The organism is Ollibium composti, assembly GCF_004801285.1.
Taxonomy (GTDB): domain Bacteria; phylum Pseudomonadota; class Alphaproteobacteria; order Rhizobiales; family Rhizobiaceae; genus Mesorhizobium; species Mesorhizobium composti.
In genome coordinates this window covers 321,315-338,429 of record NZ_SSNY01000002.1, presented here as the reverse complement: position 1 = coordinate 338,429, position 17,115 = coordinate 321,315, and the positions used below count along the sequence as shown (strand labels likewise).

The 17,115-nt window shown below is 66.1% G+C and carries 20 protein-coding genes; 6 read left to right on the top strand and 14 right to left on the bottom strand.

Annotation, left to right across the window (positions count from 1 at the left end; translation table 11 throughout):
- Positions 1-93: 93 nt before the first annotated feature.
- On the top strand, positions 94-1,116 hold the full coding sequence (locus E6C48_RS04925; protein WP_136354611.1) for a substrate-binding domain-containing protein: 1,023 nt from the start codon (positions 94-96) through the stop codon (positions 1,114-1,116).
- Between the two features lie 9 nt (positions 1,117-1,125).
- On the opposite strand, the gene E6C48_RS04920 is transcribed toward E6C48_RS04925, so the two are convergent.
- Positions 1,126-1,632: a glycosyl transferase family 2 gene (locus E6C48_RS04920; RefSeq protein WP_136354610.1), complete on the bottom strand. Its 507-nt coding sequence runs from the start codon at positions 1,630-1,632 to the stop codon at positions 1,126-1,128.
- Between the two features lie 151 nt (positions 1,633-1,783).
- Here E6C48_RS04920 and E6C48_RS04915 point away from each other — a divergent pair, with 151 nt between their 5' ends.
- Together E6C48_RS04915 and E6C48_RS04910 are read left to right on the top strand one after the other, a co-directional pair.
- Complete coding sequence (locus E6C48_RS04915; protein WP_136355012.1) at positions 1,784-2,938, top strand: PA0069 family radical SAM protein; 1,155 nt, start codon at positions 1,784-1,786, stop codon at positions 2,936-2,938.
- 160 nt (positions 2,939-3,098) lie between these two features.
- A complete protein-coding gene (locus tag E6C48_RS04910; protein ID WP_136354609.1) occupies positions 3,099-3,770 on the top strand; it encodes a ribonuclease HII in 672 nt (223 codons plus the stop codon).
- Positions 3,771-3,982: 212 nt separating this feature from the next.
- Here the strand turns inward: E6C48_RS04910 and E6C48_RS04905 are convergent, their stop codons facing one another.
- The 10 genes from E6C48_RS04905 to E6C48_RS04860 all read right to left on the bottom strand — a co-directional run bounded on the left by E6C48_RS04905 (position 3,983) and on the right by E6C48_RS04860 (position 11,018).
- The gene (locus tag E6C48_RS04905) at positions 3,983-4,474 is read right to left on the bottom strand and encodes a F0F1 ATP synthase subunit B (protein ID WP_136354608.1); all 492 of its coding nucleotides are present in this window, start codon (positions 4,472-4,474) and stop codon (positions 3,983-3,985) included.
- Between the two features lie 10 nt (positions 4,475-4,484).
- Complete coding sequence (locus E6C48_RS04900) at positions 4,485-5,069, bottom strand: F0F1 ATP synthase subunit B (protein ID WP_136354607.1); 585 nt, start codon at positions 5,067-5,069, stop codon at positions 4,485-4,487.
- Positions 5,070-5,140: 71 nt separating this feature from the next.
- Positions 5,141-5,365 (bottom strand): F0F1 ATP synthase subunit C, encoded by a 225-nt coding sequence (locus tag E6C48_RS04895; RefSeq protein ID WP_136354606.1) that lies wholly within the window; start codon positions 5,363-5,365, stop codon positions 5,141-5,143.
- Between the two features lie 39 nt (positions 5,366-5,404).
- Positions 5,405-6,166, bottom strand: coding sequence for a F0F1 ATP synthase subunit A (locus E6C48_RS04890; protein WP_230978668.1), 762 nt, complete (start codon positions 6,164-6,166; stop codon positions 5,405-5,407).
- A gap of 34 nt (positions 6,167-6,200) precedes the next feature.
- Complete coding sequence (locus E6C48_RS04885) at positions 6,201-6,599, bottom strand: AtpZ/AtpI family protein (protein ID WP_136354604.1); 399 nt, start codon at positions 6,597-6,599, stop codon at positions 6,201-6,203.
- A 244-nt stretch (positions 6,600-6,843) separates the two neighbouring features.
- Positions 6,844-8,034 (bottom strand): cell wall hydrolase, encoded by a 1,191-nt coding sequence (locus E6C48_RS04880; RefSeq protein WP_136354603.1) that lies wholly within the window; start codon positions 8,032-8,034, stop codon positions 6,844-6,846.
- Positions 8,035-8,139: 105 nt separating this feature from the next.
- Positions 8,140-8,532 (bottom strand): helix-turn-helix domain-containing protein, encoded by a 393-nt coding sequence (locus tag E6C48_RS04875; protein WP_136355010.1) that lies wholly within the window; start codon positions 8,530-8,532, stop codon positions 8,140-8,142.
- Positions 8,532-8,828, bottom strand: coding sequence for a type II toxin-antitoxin system HigB family toxin (locus E6C48_RS04870; protein WP_136354602.1), 297 nt, complete (start codon positions 8,826-8,828; stop codon positions 8,532-8,534). The genes E6C48_RS04875 and E6C48_RS04870 overlap by 1 nt, the downstream gene beginning before the upstream one ends.
- Before the next feature lie 64 nt (positions 8,829-8,892).
- Entirely contained in the window at positions 8,893-10,326 is a 1,434-nt protein-coding gene (gene der / locus E6C48_RS04865; RefSeq protein ID WP_136354601.1) for a ribosome biogenesis GTPase Der, read from the bottom strand.
- 11 nt (positions 10,327-10,337) lie between these two features.
- Entirely contained in the window at positions 10,338-11,018 is a 681-nt protein-coding gene (locus E6C48_RS04860; protein ID WP_136354600.1) for a tetratricopeptide repeat protein, read from the bottom strand.
- A gap of 204 nt (positions 11,019-11,222) precedes the next feature.
- On the opposite strand from E6C48_RS04860, the gene E6C48_RS04855 reads away from it, so the two are divergent.
- Positions 11,223-12,254, top strand: coding sequence for a polysaccharide deacetylase family protein (locus E6C48_RS04855; RefSeq protein ID WP_136354599.1), 1,032 nt, complete (start codon positions 11,223-11,225; stop codon positions 12,252-12,254).
- Between the two features lie 18 nt (positions 12,255-12,272).
- Here the strand turns inward: E6C48_RS04855 and sbmA are convergent, their stop codons facing one another.
- Positions 12,273-13,550, bottom strand: a complete 1,278-nt coding sequence (sbmA, locus tag E6C48_RS04850; RefSeq protein WP_136354598.1) for a peptide antibiotic transporter SbmA — start codon at positions 13,548-13,550, stop codon at positions 12,273-12,275.
- A gap of 140 nt (positions 13,551-13,690) precedes the next feature.
- Complete coding sequence (locus E6C48_RS04845) at positions 13,691-14,848, bottom strand: YbfB/YjiJ family MFS transporter (RefSeq protein WP_136354597.1); 1,158 nt, start codon at positions 14,846-14,848, stop codon at positions 13,691-13,693.
- A 124-nt stretch (positions 14,849-14,972) separates the two neighbouring features.
- Between E6C48_RS04845 and E6C48_RS04840 the strand changes: the two genes are divergently transcribed.
- Positions 14,973-16,232, top strand: coding sequence for an aminopeptidase (locus E6C48_RS04840; RefSeq protein ID WP_136354594.1), 1,260 nt, complete (start codon positions 14,973-14,975; stop codon positions 16,230-16,232).
- A gap of 28 nt (positions 16,233-16,260) precedes the next feature.
- A complete protein-coding gene (locus E6C48_RS04835; protein WP_136354592.1) occupies positions 16,261-16,617 on the top strand; it encodes a DUF488 domain-containing protein in 357 nt (118 codons plus the stop codon).
- 8 nt (positions 16,618-16,625) lie between these two features.
- Here the strand turns inward: E6C48_RS04835 and E6C48_RS04830 are convergent, their stop codons facing one another.
- A complete protein-coding gene (locus E6C48_RS04830) occupies positions 16,626-16,979 on the bottom strand; it encodes an ArsC family reductase (protein WP_136354590.1) in 354 nt (117 codons plus the stop codon).
- Positions 16,980-17,115: the final 136 nt, after the last annotated feature.

The window sequence follows — 17,115 nt, the reverse complement described above, 5'->3', positions numbered from 1 at the left end:
TCCCCCAACCTCTATTGTCCGACAAACGTGCGCCGCGATTCCGACAAGGTCGCGACGATGGTTTTAAAGCGCTTTGAGGTCCGGAAGGCAGCTATGAACCTCAAACAGCTCTCCCATATGCTGGAGCTTTCGCAGACGACGGTAAGCCGGGCGCTGAACGGCTATCCGGAGGTCAACGAGGAAACGCGGCGGCGCGTCATGGACGCCGCCAAGCGGCACGGCTACCGGCCCAACCCGAGCGCGCGGCGGCTGGCGACCGGTAAGAGCGGCATGATCGGCTACGTGCTGCCGACAGGCGCAGCCGTCAGCATCGATCCGCATTTCGTCGAGTTCCTGTCCGGGCTCGGCGACTACGCCCGCGGCCACGACCTCGACCTTGTGCTTTCGCCGGCCGACGCCGACGACGAGGAAACGACCTACCGGCGCATCGCCGCCAACCGGCAGGTCGACGCCGTCTACGTCTCCTCGCCGCGACCGAAGGACCGGCGGGTGGCGCTGCTCGCCGCCCTTGCCTTGCCCTTCATCGTGCATGGCCGCAGCGAGGGGCTGGACGCCGACTACCCCTTCATCGACATTGACAACGAAGGCGCCTTCCACGAGGCGACGCGGCTTCTGGTGCAGCTCGGCCATCGGCGCATCGGCCTCATCAACGGTGACATACGCGAAACCTTCGCCATCCATCGCGAGCGCGGCGTGCGCCGGGCGCTGGCGGGCAGCGGGCTCGCGCTCGAAGACCGGGCCGTCGTCTCGTCGGCAATGACGGAGGAGAACGGTTACCGCGCCGCCCGGCGACTGCTGGAGAGCGACGGACGGCCCACCGCGATCCTGTGCTCGAGCCTCATCATGGCGCTCGGCGTGCAACGGGCGGTCAGCGACGTCGGCCTTTCGGTGCCCGGCGACCTGTCGCTGGTGGCGCATGACGACGTGTTCACCTGGCTGCAGCCGGAGAATTTTTCCGTGCCGCTGTCGACGACGCGCTCCTCCATCCGCGCCGCCGGCGCGCGCGTCGCCGAACGGCTGGCGGCGCGCATCTCAGGCCTGGAGGACGGTGCGCGCGGCGAAGTCTGGCCGGTGGACCTGGTCGTGCGCGGCTCGATCGCCGGCGCGTCCGTCTAAAATCAATATTCAGCGCCCCTGACGCCCCAGCGCCGGCCATATCCCGGCGCGCAGCGTCTTCATCGCCAGCCCACGCGCCAGCGCTTCTGCGTCGGCAGCCTTTGAAGCCATGGCCCGGCGCTTCGGGATCAGCAATCCCTGCGCCAGCGCCGCCGGGCGGGCCATGAGCCGCGACAGGAACGGCGCGCGCGAGCCGGACGCACGCGAAAACCGCGCCGGCATGGACGAGTGGGCGACATAGGCGGCGACTTCGTCCGTCCAGCCGCTTTCGAGGCGGGCGCCGGGCTCGAGAACCAGCAGCCAGTCCGATCTGGCCGCGCCGACGGCGGCGGCGAGCCCTCCGGTCACGACATGGCAGCCGGCATGTTCGGCGACCGCGAGTGTGCCGTCGCCCGACCCGTTGTCGCGAACGATGACTTCGCGCACGACGCCTTCCACCGCGCCGCCGACGAGGCAGGCGAGCGTGCGGGCAAGGCCCTCCTCGTCATCCAGGGTATCGATCAGTACCGAGAGCATCGGCAAGCCCGATAGCGCAAAGCGTGCCGCAGAGCCAGCCGTGCGCCCGCTTCTCAAAAAGTTCTTGCTTTGTTCTGATGATCGAAATAGGAATAATTTCATGAGACAGGCGATTCGACAGCCAGCGGACAAGCCCTGGGAGCGGGCGAAAATGGAACAGATCGTGCGCGCCGACATTGCAGCCTTCGGAGCAGGACGCACCGACATGGCCAATGCGATGATCGAGGAAAGCGGCATCCGCATCCGGCCCGACCGCAATCGCGGACGGTCGGCCGGCATCAATCCGTCCGGCCGCTTCGAGCCGGTGACGCGGCATGTCTTCGACGACGGCTGGAACTCCATCGAGGAACTGCCGCCGTTCAAGACCGAGGTGCAGGTGGAGAAGCCGCGCACCATCATCACCCGCAACACGTCGCCCGACATCTCCTTCGACCGCTCGATCAACCCCTATCGCGGCTGCGAGCACGGCTGCGTCTACTGCTTCGCGCGGCCGACGCATTCCTTCATGGGCCTGTCGCCGGGGCTGGATTTCGAATCGAAGCTGTTCGCCAAGCCGGACGCCGCGAAACTGCTCGACCGCGAATTGTCGAAGGAGGGCTACCAGCCGCGCACCATCGCCATCGGCACCAACACCGACCCCTACCAGCCGGTGGAGCGGCAATGGCGCATCATGCGCGAGATCCTCGAAGTGCTGGAAGCGCGCGGCCATCCGGTCGGCATCGTCACAAAGTCGGCGCTGGTGGTGCGCGACATCGACATCCTGTCGCGCATGGCCGAGCGGGGGCTGGCCAAGGTGGCGCTGTCGGTGACGACGCTCGACCGCGCGCTGGCGCGGACGATGGAGCCGCGCGCCTCGACGCCGACCAAGCGGCTGGAAGCGATTCGCCAGCTTGCCGACGCCGGCATCCCGGCTTCCGTCATGGTGGCGCCGATCGTGCCGGGCCTGACCGATCCGGAGATCGAACGCATCCTCGATTCGGCCCGCGCGGCGGGTGCGCTGGAGGCCGGCTACGTGATGCTCAGGCTGCCGCTGGAGGTGGCGCCGATCTTCAAGGACTGGCTGCTCAGGCACTATCCCGACCGCTATCGGCACGTCATGTCGCTGGTGCGCTCCATGCGCGGCGGCAAGGATTACGATTCGGAGTGGGGCAAGCGCATGAAGGGCGGCGGGCCCTATGCCTGGCAGATCGGCCGCCGCTTCGAGATCGCGGCAAAACGCCTCGGCCTGAACCTGCAACGACGCGTGCTGCGCACCGACCTGTTCGTGCCGGCACCGAAGCAGAACGAGCAGCTCTTGCTGTTGTGACCGCTTTTTCAACGGTTTGCCCGCGCTTCCACCCGGCGGCGCGGGCATGGAAATCCCGTCCGGCCCTGTCCCCCGGCCTTGACGGTGCCTCCCGCCCCGCCGCCCCAGCGGGCCGGGAGGCCTTGCGGAGAATCGGAACCGATGCGAGCCTCGCCGCAACATGGCTCGCGCGCGTTCCGATTCTCCGCTTCTCTTCGAGATGGTCGAAAAGCCGGACTTCGCCATCGAGGCGAAGGCGGCGGCCAATGGCCTGTGGCCGGTCGCCGGCATGGACGAGGCGGGTCGCGGCCCGCTGGCCGGCCCGGTGGTGGCCGCCGCCGTTGTGCTCGATCCAAACCGTATCCCCGAAGGGCTGGACGATTCGAAGCGGCTGACGCTGGCGCAGCGCGAGGCGCTGTTCGAGGCCATCCTGGCCAGCGCGCAGGGCGTGGCGATGGCCTCTGTCTCGGCCGAGGGTATCGACCGCATCAACATCCTGCGCGCCAGCCTGGAGGCCATGCGCCGCGCCGTCTGCGGCCTGCCTGTGCGGCCGAAGCTGGCGCTGGCCGACGGGCGCGACGTGCCGCCCGGCCTACCCTGCGAAGGCCGCGCGCTGATCAAGGGCGACCAGCGCTCGCAGTCGATCGCCGCCGCCTCCATCGTCGCCAAGGTGATGCGCGACCGCATGATGGCCGGTTGCGGGAGCGTCCACATCCACTACGGCTTCGAGGTCCATATGGGCTACGCGACGGTGCGGCACCGCAGCGCCATCGAGATCCACGGACCCGTCGCGCGCCTGCACCGCACGTCCTTCGCGCCGTTCCGGCTGGGGGCGGTCGAAGTGGAAGAATAGACCTGCCTGTTTGTGCGTCCTTCGAGGCTCGCTCCGCTCGCACCTCAGGATGAGGACCGTTGTAATGGGGGGATCTTTTCCCCGCTATTCAGCACATGATCGGATTACGGCGGTCCTCATCCTGAGGTGCGAGCGGAGCGAGCCTCGAAGGACGCACGAACAAAAAAGCCGCCGAAAACGGCGGCTTCTCGATTCCCTCGGTGTCGCCGAACTCAGTTCAGCTTGGCCTTCACCTCGGCGAGCGACGCCTTGAACAGGTCGGCGCCGACCTTGGCGTCGACCTTGTCGCCCAGCACCTTGCGGGCAGCCTCGACGGCGAGGTCGACAGCGCTCGAACGCACCTCTGCAATGGCCTCCCGCTCGGCCTGGCCGATCTTCTGCTCGGCCAATGCGGTGCGGCGCGCCACATAGTCCTCGGTGCGCTTGTGCGCCTCCTCGGCCAGAACCGACGCCTCATGCTTGGCGGCCTCGACGATCGCGGCGGCCTCCTGCTCGGCGTCCTTGCGCTTCTTCTGGTAGTCGGCGAGCAACGCCTGCGCTTCCTCGCGCAGGCGGCGTGCCTCGTCGAGTTCGCCGCGGATGCGGTCGGCGCGCGTGTCGAGCGCCTTGTTCACCATCGCCGGAACCTTGATGTAGAGGCAGATGGCGACGAAGATCGCCAGGCCCACCAGCACCCACACAGATGCCCAAGCTGTTGCGTCCATCTCGTCCTCCTCAGCCGGCCGATTTCACGGCGGCGGCGACAGCCGCCTTGTCGGCCTTGCCGACGAGCTGCTCGACGATGGCCGAAGCGGTGCTCTCGGCAATGGCGCCGACGTCCTTCATGGCGCTGGCCTTGATGCCGGCGATGCGGCCCTCGGCCGCTGCCAGCTTCTTGTCCAGCTCGGCCTCGACCGCCTTGCGGGCGGTTTCGGCCTCGGCCTTGGCTTCGTCGCGCGACTGCTGGCCGATGGCGTTGGCTCTCGCCTTGGCCTCGGCCAGTTCCTGCTCATAGGCGGCGACGGCGGCGTCCGCCTCGCCCTTCAGTTTGGCGGCCTGGTCGAGATCCTGCTGGATACGGCCGGCGCGCGTGTCAAGAATGGTGCCCAGACGCGGCACGATGACCCGCTTCAGGAAGACGTAGAACAGGCCGAAGGTGATGGCCAGCCAGACGAGCTGGGAAGCGAAAGTCGCGGAATCGAACGGCGGGAAGCCGCCACCTTCGTGAGCGGCATTGCCGGGCACTTCCGTGCCGGCATGCGTGTCGGCTCCGGCATCGGCCGGCGCCGCCTCTTGCCCGTAGGCAGGTGTCACGAACATGACGGTGTTCCCATGTTCCGGCCGGCCGCGCCGGGGCGCGGCGGCCGGGCTTCAAGCCTTGTTGATCCCGATCAGCCGAACAGCGCCAGGAGCGCGATCAGCAGCGAGAAGATGCCCATGGCCTCGGTCACGGCGAAGCCGAAAATCAGGCGGCCGAACTGGCCGTCGGCGGCCGACGGGTTGCGCAGCGCGCCCGCCAGGTAGTTGCCGAAGATGTGGCCCAGGCCAATGCCCGCGCCACCCATGCCGAGGCAGGCAATGCCGGCGCCGATGTACTTTGCTGCTTCAGCTTCCATTTGATCACTCCTTGAATTGGAAAGGCTGCAATTTTCTAACTAGTGCGACGGATGCAGGGCGTCCGCCAGATACATGCAGGTGAGCACCGCGAAGACATAAGCCTGCAGCGCCGCCACCAGGACTTCCAGGGCCGTCAGCATCACCACCATGGCCAGCGGCAGCACCGCGCCCGCCATGCCGACGGTGCCCATGGCGCCGAGCGAGACGACGAAGCCGGCGAACACCTTCAGCGTGATGTGACCGGCCAGCATGTTGGCGAAAAGACGGATGGAGAGGCTGACCGGGCGCGACAGGAAGGAGACGACCTCGATCAGCACCACCAGCGGCATCAGCGCCACCGGCACGCCGCTCGGCACGAACAGCTTGAGGAAGCCGAAGCCGTGCTTGGCGAAACCGTAGACGACGACGGTGCCGATCACCAGCATCGCCAGCGCGAAGGTGACGATGATGTGGCTGGTGACGGTGAAGAAATAGGGGAACAGGCCGAGCAGGTTCGCGACCATCACGAACATGAACAGCGAGAAGACGAAGGGGAAGAACTTCATGCCGTGCGTGCCGGCGGCGTCGCGCAGCATCGAGGCGACGAACTCGTAGGACATCTCCGAGATCGACTGGAGACGCGACGGCACCAGCGCGCGGCCGGCGGTCGAAAAATAAAGGAAGGCCCCCGTCAGGACGACGACGACGACCATGAACAGCGACGAATTGGTGAAGGACACATCATACCCGCCGACGTGAATCGGGAAGATCGGGTTGATATGGAACTGGTGGATCGGATCGACCTTGTCGGCTGCAGCCACTTGCTTTACCCCGTCGCGCCGCTCGGACGCCTCTTCAATCCTGTCCGCCAGAGCGCTTGCCGCCCCGGCCGAAATCGGCAACCAGCCCGGCCGCGCGCAGGACATTGAGGATGCCCGCGCAAAAGCCCAGCAGCAGGAAGACGATCAGCCCCCAGGGCGAGGTTCCCGCCCAGCGGTCGAGCACCCAGCCGATGCCGATGCCGACCGCGATCGCGGCAATGAACTCGCTGGACAGCTTGAATGCCTGGGCATAGCCCGAGACACTCCGCGTCTGGCCCGTGTCTTCCCCCTCGAGCCGGTCCGGGCGTCTTGTCGCAAGCTTTGCTCCAAGCTCGCGCCGGCGGCGCTCAAGATCGTCGTCGCGCAGGTTGGCCACGTCCTCGTTTCCAGGCCCGGTCTTTCCGGTTCCGCCTGGCCCTTTTTCACCGGCCATCGCAACCTCCGCGCCCGGTCAGACGACGGTCGTCTGCCCGCTTCAAATTCGCGGGCAACATAGTTTCAGGCCCTGCCCCCGTCAAGCCGCAGGCATGGTCTAGGTCTAAAGTATTTTCCCTATAAAAATCAGCCTGTTAGACGGGTGCGACATCCTGCCCGCCCGATCTTTTCCCCGCCAGTCCCGGAAATCTGCCCCGGATGGGAAGGTTTTTGCGGCGGTGCGGCTCGCGGGCCGCCGCCGCTCAGCTCCAGCCGCCGCCATAAGTGCGGTAGAAGATATGCAGGCCGATCTTGACCATCTTGTGCATGGAGCGCGCCCAGCCGGGATTGACGTAGCTGGCGTAATAGTGAGTCGAGGAGCCGACCTCGGGAAGGAATATCTTGCCCGCGGTGACCGCCATGGCGATCTCCTTGGCGGTCTTGTAGCGCGACGGCTCTGTGACGACGTCCTTCCTACCGTCGCAGGCGAAGGAGAACTGGCAGGCGTTGCGCCAGTGCTCGTTCTGGTAGACGACGCCGCAGATCGAGGCTGGATAGGCGGGATTGCGCACGCGGTTGAGCACCACCTGGGCGACCGCGGCCTGCCCGCGCAGCGATTCCGAGCGCGCCTCGAAGTAGATGGCGTTGGCGAGGCAAATCTGCTCCGGCTTGGAGAAGACCGAAGCCGGCAGCGCGGTCTGCATCCATGCGTGGTCGCCCTTGCCGACCGGCGGGATGAAGCGGCCGTTGTCGGGCTCCTCATCCTTCAGCAGCGCCTCGAAGGGCGAGACGGAAGCGTAGTCGGGCGCGGCCGGCGCGTAGGCGGTGGCCAGCACATCGGCCTTGTCGTTGGTGACGAGGGCCGCCAGCATCGCCGGCACGCCGGGTTCGGCCTTCTCCCTGGCATGGAAGGCCGAGGCGATCTGGACCTCCTTGCCCTTGATGTCGGGCTTGGCGAAAGCGAGCTTCAGGCCGCTGTCCATCGAGGGCCTGAGCAGCGACGAGGTGCGCTCGAAGATCGAGCCGGCGGAGAAATTCTTCGGCGGCGCCACCGGGGCCATCTGTAGGATGCGGCCCTGCTTGCCAGAGCGCACGACGCGGTCCTCGTCTGGCGTCTCGCCGGCGATACCGCTCTTGTTGGTGAAGGCGACGGTGCCGATGCCCGGCAGTTCAACGCCGGAGCCGGAAATCTGCCGTGCCACCGAACCGGTTACGGCATCCTTGTCGATGAAAGGCATCTCCGCGCTCTGGACCGAACCGGCAACCGCCTTCTCGATGACGGCGTTCCAGCGGTCCTTCGGCGTTTCCAGCCCGCTGATCAGGCTGGTCATGTCCTGATAGGCGGCGACGGTGGGAAAGCCGATCCAGATGCCGAGCCCGACGACGAGAGGCGAAAGAAAACGCTTCTTCTCACCGGCGGCTTCGGCAAGCCGCTTCACCAGACCTCGATGCACGGAACTCTCCAGGACGCGAACTGACCCCACTGGAGAAGCACAATGCCGCGTTAACCTTGATGGAGCGTTAACAGCTGAGAGCTCGCGACGGGCCGGGCGCCGCCATTACGACAGGCGACGGCTATCGGCGAGGTGATACGGCTGGATGAGGATATCGGCTGGAATGTGCCATTCCCTGTTGATCTTCTGGATCATTTCGATCGTCAGCGGCCGTTTGCGGGAAAGCACTTCCGATGCGCGCGAACGGGAACCGAGAACGCTTGCCAAGGCCGCCTGCCGAAGATCGGCCATCTTCATATGTGCACGGATCGCCGAAACAGGATCGGGCGCGGAAATCGGATAGTGCTTGTCCTCGTAGTTTTCGATCAGCGTCGCCAGAACATCGAACCGGTCACCTTCTGGCGAGCCCACCTCCGGCTCGTGGTCGAAGTATTGGGCAATCTCGGCCAGAGCCCATTCGTAATCGTCTTCTGTCCTGATCGGGCGGATGTTTTCCATCATACGGTTTCCGGATTGATCCTGTCGTATTCCTTATGCGTGCCGACAAACTTGATGAGCACGCGCTTGAAACGATAGGCGACGTGGACAACCAGCCTATACTTGTTACCCGCAATATCGAAGATAATGCGGTTGTCGCCGACGAAATCGACCGCGCTTCCGAACATATCCTTCACATCCGTCGGCCCATGCCATTCCACTTTGGAGACCGCCAGATACCACGCCGTCAGCGGCGCCTGCGCCTGATTGTGTTTCGTCCAGAAATCCTTCAACGCCTTCCGCGCGATAATCTGCATAACCCAATATAGAACGTTCCCGAATTGGGAACAACGGGTCCTGGGCGATTTTGCGAAACAGCGTCTACCGCTTCTTCGCCCGCCCCGCGAACGGGTTGTCGGACGTGCGCAGCGCGATGCGGATCGGCACGCCGGGCATGTCGAAGGCTTCGCGCAGGCTGTTGGTCAGATAGCGCACATAGGATTGCGGCACGGCGTCGGGGCGCGAGCAGGAGACGACGAAGCCCGGCGGCCGGGTCTTGGCCTGGGTGACGTATTTGATCTTCAGCCGGCGGCCGGCGACGGCGGGCGGCGGATGATGCGCGAGAATGCCTTCCAGCCAGCGGTTGAGCTTGCCGGTCGAGACGCGGCTGTTCCAGATCCGGTGGGTGCGCACCACCGCATCCATCAGCCGGTCCAGCCCGCGACCGGTTTCCGCCGACACCGGCACGGCCTGGATGCCGCGCACCTGCGGCAGAAGCCGCTCGGTCTTCTCGCGCAGTTCCGCCAGCACGCGCTGCGGTTCGTCGATCATGTCCCACTTGTTGAAGGCGATGACCGGCGCCCTGCCCTCGCGCACGATCAGATCGGCGATCTGCAGGTCCTGCTTCTCGAAGGGAATGGTGGCGTCGAGGACGATGACGACGATCTCGGCGAATCGGATGGCACGCAGGCCATCGGCCACCGACAGCTTCTCCAGCTTCTCCTGCACCTTGGCCTTGCGGCGCATGCCGGCGGTGTCGAACAGCTTTATCCTGCGCCCCTTCCAGTCCCAGTCGACCGAAATGGAATCGCGGGTGATGCCGGCCTCCGGGCCGGTCAGCAACCGCTCCTCGCCGATCAGCGCGTTGATCAGGGTAGACTTGCCGGCATTCGGCCGACCGACCATGGCGATGCGCAGCGGCTTGGTTTCGTCATAGGCCGGTTCGGCATCGGGATCGGCGATGTCCTCGCCGATCAGCACTTCGGAGCCGGCCGAGCCGTCCTCGCCTTCGGCGTCCTCGTCCTCGCCCAGCGCGCGCGCCTCGCCAAGCGCTTCGATGACCGCGTCGCGCAGATCCGGCAGGCCCTGGCCGTGCTCGGCCGAGATCGGCACCGGCTCGCCCAGGCCCAGTTCCCAGGCTTCGAGAAAGCCGCTCTGCGAACCGCGCGCCTCGGCCTTGTTGGCGACCAGCACCACCGGCTTGCCGGAGCGGCGCACCACTTCGGCGAAGGTGCGGTCGTCCGGCATCAGGCCGGCCTTGGCGTCGACCAGGAAGAAGATCAGGTCGGCCTCGTCTATGGCGATCTCGGTCTGCGCGCGCATGCGGCCGGGCAGCGAGGCGGCGGGCGCATCCTCGAAGCCGGCGGTGTCGATGACGTCGAAGGCGAGGTCGTAGAGTTTCGCCGGATGGACGCGGCGGTCGCGGGTGACGCCCGGCGTGTCGTCGACCAGCGCCAGCTTGCGGCCGGCAAGCCGGTTGAACAGCGTCGATTTGCCGACGTTAGGCCGGCCGATGATGGCGACTTTGAAGCTCATCGACCATCGCTTCAGGAGGCGCCGCCGGCGGAAGCTGCGCCCGAGCCGCGGATCAGCTCGGCCATCAGCGTCGCCCGCTGGCGGGTGTTGCGCGGGGCGCCGTCGTCGGCGGCGATCTGGTCGAACAGCTTCAGCGCGTCCTGAGCCTTGCCTTCCTTCCAGGCGGCCAACCCCAGCGCCTCGCGCGCGGTGTGGCGCAGCGGATTGGTGTCGGCCGTCAGCGCCTCGACGCGGCTGGAAACGTCGGCGAAGCTGCCATGGTCGACGAGCAGCAGGGCGGCGCGCAGGCGCGCCATGTCGCGCAGGCTGCCGGGGACGGAACCGTCGGCGGCGACGCCGTCGAAATCCTTGACGGCGGCGTCGACATCGCCCTTGTCGGCCTTGACGGTGGCCGCGCGCATGCGCGCCAGCACGGGATAGGCGCCGTAGCCGTCCTTCTCCAGCTGGTCGAGCGCGGCGAGCGCCTCGTCGCTCTTGCCCTCCTGGGCAAGCTTGAGCGCCGAGGAGAAGGCGTCGCCCGAGACGTTGGCGCGGCCCTCGTCCCAATAGCGGTAGCCGACATAGCCGGCCGTACCGAGCACGACCAGCAGCGCCACGGCCACCACGGCCACGCCATAGCGATGCCACAGCGCCTTCATCTGGTCGCTGCGGAATTCCTCGTTGACTTCGCGGATGAAGCTGTCGTCCGACATCGATGAATCCGTCCCGCCCGGAGCCCTGCCGGGTGTTTGAATGAGCCCGCGTTTTAGCGGAATTTCGGCGGCATGGAAGAGGGCGGCGGCAAAATCGGCTTTACGGCAGGCGAGCGGCTGTGCCGGGCGCATCGCATCGGCGCCACATTCGGCGGCTAATCGGAGCGCTCCGCCCTCTCCTTGCCGTGCGTCGAAGTGCCTGCCATGTTCCCCGCCAAGTCCGTTGCGTTCCGCGTTGCCGTCACGTTCTCCGCCTGCCTTGCCGCCAGCGCGGCATTCGCCGACCCGCCGTCGGCGTGGAAGCCGGCCAGGCCGAAGCAGGCGGTCATCATCTCCTTCGACAGCGCCCGCGACATTTCGCAATGGCAGCGCAGCCGCGCGCTGGCGAAGCGCACCGGGGCGCATTTCACCTATTTCCTGTCCTGCGTGTTCCTTTTGACGCCCGAGACGCGCAAGGCCTACGCCGGGCCGCACAAGGGCGCCGGAAAATCCAACGTCGGCTTCGCCGCCTCGAAGGACGAGGTGGCGGCGCGGCTGGAGCAGATAAGGCTGGCGGCGACGGAAGGGCACGACATCGGCAGCCATGGCTGCGGCCATTTCGACGGCAAGGCCTGGACGAAGACGGACTGGCGCACGGAATTTTCCGCCTTCCGCCATGTGCTGGAAAACGCCTATGCGCTGAACGGCATCGCGCCCGAGCCGCCGGACTGGCGCGCCTTCGCCGACCATGCCGTGACCGGTTTCCGCGCGCCTTATCTTTCGACCGGCAAGGCGATGTATGCGGCGCTGGCCGAGGCTGGTTTCCGCTACGACGCCAGCGGCGTCTCCGGGGGACCGGTCGAGCCGCAAGCTTCCGGCGGCATTCTGCACTTCTCGCTGCCGCTGATCCCGGAAGGCCCGAAGGGCAGGCCGGTCATCGCCATGGACTATAACCTCTACGCCCGACATTCCGGCGCCGTCGAAAAGCCGGAAGAGAAGGGAGCGTTCGAGGAGCGCGCCTACCAGGCATTCCATGCCGCCTTCGAACGGGAGTACGACGGCGAGCGCGTGCCGCTGCAGCTCGGCTTCCATTTCACGCTGATGAACGGCGGCGCCTACTGGGACGCGCTGGAGCGCTTCGCCGACGAGGTCTGCGTCAAAGCCGACGTCGAGTGCATCTCCTTCCGCGACTGGACCGAGCGGCACCCGCCCGCGGCCACGCCGGCCCATGCCCAGCCGGAGGGCAAGAATTCCTGACGCGGAGCCGGCCGGCGATCAGATCGCCGGCTGGTCTTTCTCGGCCACGCCGGCCGCCTTCCGATCCAGATAGTGCCGGTCGACATCCGGCAGCGGCGCGCCTTCCAGCGTCGCCTCGAAGGCGCGCAGGCGCTTGTGGACGGATTGCAGCTCGACGATCGTAGACCACGAGTTGAGCAGGAACTGCAGCGAGTTGGTCACCCGGCCGAAGGCGTTGGAGATCTGGCTGAGCGCGCCGTAGGTGATCTTGTGGGCGACCAGCGACGGGCCGAGAATGATGAAGGAGAAGATGTTGTCGGCCTGCAGGTAGGTGTAACGGACGATGTTGAAATAGACATAGTGGCCGTAAAGCCGGAAGTAATTGCGCCGCACGTTCTCGAACAGTTGGGTCGTGGTTACCGGCTGCGCGCGGTCGTCGTGATCCTCGCCATAGACGAGTTCCTTGCGGTAGGCGGCCTCGACGCGCTGGTTGCGGAATTGCAGGCCGGGCAGCTTCACGCCGGCGATCATGATCGCCAACGTGCCGAACAGACACCAACCCAGCGCCGCGATGACGAGCGGTTGCGGCACTGCGCCGATGATCGGCAATTCGGTGATGTGCTTCTGCAGGCCGATCAGGACCGGCAGGAAGGCGATCAGCGTCATGATCGACTGGACGAAGGACGTGCCGAGATCCTCCATGATCTGGGAGAAGCGCATCGTGTCTTCCTGGATACGCTGCGAGGCGCCCTCGATGTGGCGAAGCCGGTCCCAATAATTCATGAAATAGTCGTTCATCGCCGTGCGCCAGCGGAAGATCCAGTGGCTGACGATGAAGGCGTTGATGACCGAGACGTTCATGCCGACCAGCGCCAGCCAGGCGAAGCTGGCCGAGCCGCGGTAGAATTCGCCCGGCGTCGAATTGGTGGTGCCGCCCATCAGGCCCTGCACGTAATCCATGAAAGGCCCGTACCAGTTGTTGACCGCAACGCTGATCTGGACGTTGAAATAGATCAGGAAGAAAATGATCGAGGAGACGACGATCGACCATTCCTGCCACGGATGCGGCGAGAACCAGCGCCAGAAGCCGAAGAACAGCGCCACGCCGAGCGCATAATAGATGTAGAACCACAGGAACGGCTTCGACCACAGCACGGCGATGCCGATGATCGGCGGTGTGCCCGGCGCATCCGGAGGCAGGCCGACCAGCGCGCCGAGCTCGGCGCCACCGAAGAACCAGAAAAGGATAAGGGCGAGGCTCCAGCCGGCGGCGCTGAGGAAGAACAGCTTCGGCCGGGGAAAGAAGGATACGAACACTCAGGAGGTTCCTTTCGGCGGGTGCTTCGGCTGGCGCGCATAAAGTCACAGATTTTGCGGCAAAGAAATGGTGCGCGCGGCCGGGCGCGCATTACATTGTCGTCATCCGGATCATGATGTGGGTGGCCACGTGGCCTTGCTCAGGCGTGGCGGCGGGCATCCCAGGCGCAAAGACCGGATGCGACGAGCACCAGCGCCGCCAGCAGGGAAGGCAGCACGAAGCTTCCCGAACGTTCGGCCAGCACGCCCGCGACGACAGGCCCGACGATCTGGCCGATGCCGAAGGCCGTCGTCATCAGCGCCAGGACGCGGCGCGGCGCCTGCGGCGCCAGCAGGCGGCCCGCCTGAAGCCCCAGCGCACTGACGGCCATGAAGGTGGCGCCGAGCAGGACGCTGGCCAGCAGCGGGCCGGCATAGCCGCCGAGCGTTACGCTGGCGACGACGCCGACGACCTCGACAAGGCAGGCGCCGGCATAGGCGGCGTAAATCCCGGCGCGCGCCGCAACCACCTGCCACAGCCAGATCGACGGGAAGGCGACGAGACCGGCGACCATCCACACCACCGCCTCGAACACGCGGCCGGCGCCGCCCGCGCGCACGATGGCGACGAGGAACGTGGCGGTCACCACATAGCCGAAGCCGAACAGGCCGTAGGACAGGATCATCCGCGCCAGCGCCGGGCTTTTCGGCAGGCGCGGTTCCCGGCCCGTCGTGCCGTTGCCCAGCGGACCGCTATCGACCGTCAGCGCGACGACCACGAAGGCGACGGCCGAAAGCCCGGCCGACCAGAACCATCCGGCCTGCCAGTCGGCATGGTAGTCCACCAGGATCACCATCAGCAGCGACGAGAGAGCGATGCCGAGGCCGACGCCGCCGAAATGCAACGCCTGCATGCCGCCGCGTCCGGTCGAATCGAGGTGGCTGGAAACGATGGCCGTCAAAAACACCATCACGAAGGCGCTGGCGACACCGGCCAGGAAGCGGATGAGAAGGAAGGCAACGAGGTTATCGGTCAGGCCCATGGCCGCCGCCAGCAAGGTGCTTGCCGCCAGCCCGGCCAGCATGGTCGCCCGCTCGCGCCCATGCGCCCAGCCGCCGGCGGCGGCGTATGCGCCGACGAGGTAGCCGAGGAAATTGGCCGACGCGATCAGCCCGGCGTCGGCCGCCGAAAGGTGCAGCCCCTCCATCATGCCGGGCAGGATCGGCGTGTAGACGAAGCGGCCTATGCCCATGGCGGCCGCCATGCCGACCATGCCGGCGAGAGCGAAGCGCAAGGGACTGGTGGCTGCGATCTTCATTGCAGTGCACAATAATCGCCCGACCGCCCCAGACAAGCGGCATACCATTGGGCCAAAGGATGGAAACCGCCGAGGCACCGGACTATGTTGGCTTTATCGTTCCCTTGATTACGGACAGGCATAAATGACCACCCATGCGCGCGACTTTTCCGCCTCGATCGACCCGGTGAAGCTGGACCGGATGGCCGAAGTGGCCATCAAGGTCGGCCTGCAACTCAAGGAAGGGCAGGACCTTGTGCTGACCTCCTCGATCGCGGCGCTGCCGCTGACGCGGCGCATCATCGAGCAGGCCTACAAGGCCGGCGCCGGGCTGGTGACGCCGATCTTCTCCGACGACGAGATCACGCTGGCGCGCTTCCGCTACGGCAAGGACGTCGGCTTCGACCGCGCCGCCGGCTGGCTCTACGAAGGCATGGCCAAGGCCTATGGCGCGGGCGCGGCGCGGCTTGCCGTGCGCGGCGACGACCCGTCTCTGCTGTCGGGGCAGGACCCGGAAAAGGTGTCTCGCGCCAACAAGGCGGCCTCCATCGCCTCCAAGCCGGCGATGGAGAAGATCACCAATTTCGACACCAACTGGACCATCCTGGCCTATCCAGAACTCGCCTGGGCCAAGCAGGTGTTCCCCGACGACACCGACGACGTGGCGGTGGCCAAGCTCGCCAGCGCCATCTTTTCAGCCAGCCGCGTCAACGGCGATGATCCGGTCGGCGCCTGGAAAGAGCACAACGCGGAGCTCAAGAAGCGCAGCACATGGCTGAACGGCCATAATTTCCACGCGCTCCGTTTCACCGGGCCGGGCACGGACGTGACCATTGGGCTGGCGGACGGCCATGAGTGGATGGGCGGCGCCTCGACGGCCAAGAACGGCATCACCTGCAATCCCAACATCCCGACCGAGGAGGTGTTCACCACGCCGCATGCGCGGCGCGTCTCGGGCCATGTGTCGAGCACCAAGCCGCTGTCCTACCAGGGCACGCTGATCGACAACATCCAGGTGCGCTTCGAGGAAGGCCGCATCGTCGAGGCCAGGGCGTCGAAGGGCGAGGACGTGCTGAAGAAGATGCTCGACACCGACGAGGGCTCGCGGCGGCTGGGCGAAGTGGCGCTGGTGCCGCACTCCTCGCCGATCTCGGCCAGCGGCATCCTGTTCTACAACACGCTGTTCGACGAGAACGCGTCGTGCCACATCGCGCTCGGCCAGTGCTATTCGAAATGCTTCGTCGACGGCGCCAAGCTGACGCCGGACGAGGTTGCGGCGCGCGGCGGCAACAAGAGCTTCATCCACATCGACTGGATGATCGGCTCCGGCGAGGTCGATATCGACGGCCTCGACAAGGCCGGTCGCGCCGTGCCGGTGATGCGCAGGGGCGAATGGGCGGCTTGAGGCAGCGCTTCGGCGCCAGGAGGCAGCCATGGCTTTCGACATCGCGGTAAAGCGCGTCTACGAGCCGGCGGAAGCTTCCGACGGCCAGCGCGTTCTGGTCGACCGGCTGTGGCCGCGCGGCGTGTCGAAGGAGAAGGCGGAACTCACGCTGTGGCTGAAGGGGATCGCGCCGAGCAACGAATTGCGACACTGGTACAATCATGATCCCGAGCGCTGGGAAGAGTTCCGCAGGCGCTATGCAAAGGAACTGGACGGCAATCCCGAGCCGCTCAGGGAACTCGGCGCGCTGTTGGAGCACGGCCGCGTGACGCTGCTCTACAGTACGCAGGAGGAACGCTACAACAACGCCGTGGCGCTGGTCGCCTATCTGAAGGAGAACGAATAGGCTCCTCCCTATCGCCGACCCACTTCCCGTTCATAAATATCCGGCTTGAAGCCGACCAGCAGACGGTCGCCGAGGTCGAGCACCGGGCGCTTGATCATGGTCGGATTGGCCAGCATCAGGGCCTTGGCTTTCCTGGCGTCGAGACCCTGCCTGTCGGCGTCCGGCAGGGCGCGAAAGCTGGTGCTGGCCTTGTTCAGCAGCACTTCCCAGCCGAGCTTGTCCACCCAGGCGTCCAGCCGCTCCGGTTCCAGGCCCGAAGCCCGGTAATCATGGAACGCGTAGACGACGCCATGGCTATCCAGCCAGGTGCGGGCCTTCTTCATCGTATCGCAGTTGGGGATGCCGTAGATGGTGGCGGGCATGTGCGCTCCTTAGATCATTCTGTCCGCAGTAGCCGATTCGCGCCGCCAAGGCCGCCCCAATCCGTCACGCGACAATGGCGTTCCAGCGATCTTCGATCTCGGCCTTGCTTGGCGCCGTCTCGCCGAATGCACTATG